At 42.4% G+C, this 2,172-nt stretch carries 2 protein-coding genes; both read left to right on the top strand.

The window, feature by feature from the left end; genetic code table 11:
• The coding region (locus Q7P05_RS01135; protein WP_303930107.1) for an ABC transporter substrate-binding protein at positions 1-794 on the top strand (794 nt) is incomplete at its 5' end.
• Positions 795-816: 22 nt separating this feature from the next.
• On the top strand, positions 817-2,172 hold a 1,356-nt coding region (locus Q7P05_RS01130; protein WP_303930106.1), incomplete at its 3' end, for a TonB-dependent siderophore receptor.

Genomic DNA, 2,172 nt, shown 5'->3' with positions numbered 1-2,172 from the left:
GCACGGTTGTTACAGTGCCTAATGAGCCAAAGCGTATCGTTCCTATTGCGGCAAGTACAGAGGATATCGTGTTGTCCTTGGTCGATCCAAGTCGCGTAGCTGCGGTTGGTACGGTACCTAATAATGTACCTGAAGCGTCGGCTAAGGTAGAGAAACATGTGAAAGCATCTGCTGAGTCCATGCTCTCTGTACAGCCAGATTTAGTATTAGTACCCAATTGGATGTCTCCCGATGCAATTGGGGAAATGCGTAATATGCAAATTCCAGTATATGTGTATAAGACGCCTACTACGGTAGAGGAAGCAAAGGCTACTATTCATGAGATTGCAGGGCTTTTACATGCCTCTGATGAATCCATGATTGCTAGTATGGATGCAGATTTGAAAACTGTAGAAGAAATAGCAAATAAGCATAGTGGCGAGCGTCCTCTAGTAGCGTTTTATTCCCAGTTTGGTTTAACAGGCGGTAAGGGGTCAACCTTTGATGATATGTGTAAGTATTTGAAGGTGACCAATGCTGCCGCCCAAGTAGGTTTGGGCCCCTTTGATAATGGGACGAGAGAGGATTTAATTAAGGTGAATCCAGATATTATTATCATCCCATCTGTGGCCTATACTTCGGATGGCACTACGCCAGCATCTGCGGAACAGCTTTATTCTGATCCTGCTTTGCAAGGTGTTAAGGCCATCGCCAATCGTCGTGTGTATCTCGTAGATTCCTCGCAGGTCATGAGTTATTCTCAATTTATGACTCGTGCAATGGTTTCTATGGCACAAAATATATATAGTATGTGATTTATGTGTGTGGAGGTTTTTTATGAAAGTATCTAAAATGAAACGATTATCCATGTATGTAGGGTTAGCCCTGGTATTTGGTAGTACATTGAGTGCAACCCAAGTATTAGCGGCCGATGCAGGTGATGCGAAGGAAACGCATACCATTGTTGTTACTGCAACACGTAGTGAACAACAACTTTCAGAGGTACCAGCTAGCGTAGGCGTAGTAACAGGCGATGATATCCGCGAACGTCATGCAACTAACATGAATGAAGCATTGCGTATCGTACCAGGCGTAGACATCAATACATACGGTGGTGGCGTAGGTTACACAAACTCTAATGCGTTCCGTATTAATGGTTCTGACCAAGTATTATACTTGGTAGATGGCATTAACATGGGTGCTGCAGGTGTGAATCCACCAATGACAATTTTAAAAGACATGTCTAGTATTGATCGCGTTGAAGTACAACGTGGTGCAGGTTCTACATTGTATGGCTCCGGTGCCATCGGTGGTGTAGTTAACGTAATCACTGCTAAACCTGAACAAGGCGTTCAAACTAAACTTCGCATTATGGGCGGTAGCAACGATTTAGAGCAATACGCTATTACTAATGAAGGTAGTAAAAATAATTGGTACTGGCGTGTAGGCGTACAAAAGGATATCATCGGTTCCTATAAAGATGGTCATGGCGTGCGCATTCCTCAACATGGTAACAGCCATAATGCATCCTTCATGGTAGGTAACAAAATCAATGATAAAAATGATGTAAAAATTTCCTACGATACATACCGTGGCGATGTTATGTACTCTGACCATTTGGGTGCTCTAAACCATATCCGTTATGGTCATGAAGCAAATGATTCCTTACGTGCTATTTGGAATAACAAAATCAGCGACCGCTGGAGCCATCAATTCTATGTGATGAACAATCACTATAAAACAGAATATGATCATTACCCAACAGATGTAAAAACTCGCGGTATCGGCGATCAAGTGACATATAAAGCTAAAGATCATACTGTAGTAGGTGGCTTCGATTGGCGTCAAGATAAAGTGGTTAACATGGGTGGCGTAAAACTTACGAACGCATCTTACTATATTCAAGATGAATGGAAATTCGCACCTAAGTGGACTGTAACACCTGGTATCCGCATTGACCATCACTCTTCCTTCGGTACACATACATCTCCATCCATCAGCCTTGGCTATGATGTAAATGAGAAGACAAATGTGTATGCTGCGTATAAAGAGTACTTCTTGGCACCTACACCATACCAATTATTTGATGGTTTCAATGGCAACCGCAACTTGAAACCTGAAACAGGTCATGAATGGAGCATAGGTGTTCATCATAAATTCGGTACAACTTGGAATAGTAACCTTAGCTTCTTC

Source organism: Veillonella dispar, from assembly GCF_937975875.1.
GTDB classification, from domain to species: Bacteria; Bacillota; Negativicutes; order Veillonellales; family Veillonellaceae; genus Veillonella; species Veillonella dispar_B.
Note: the sequence above shows the minus strand (reverse complement) of the source record. Positions and strands in the feature narration are given on the sequence as shown.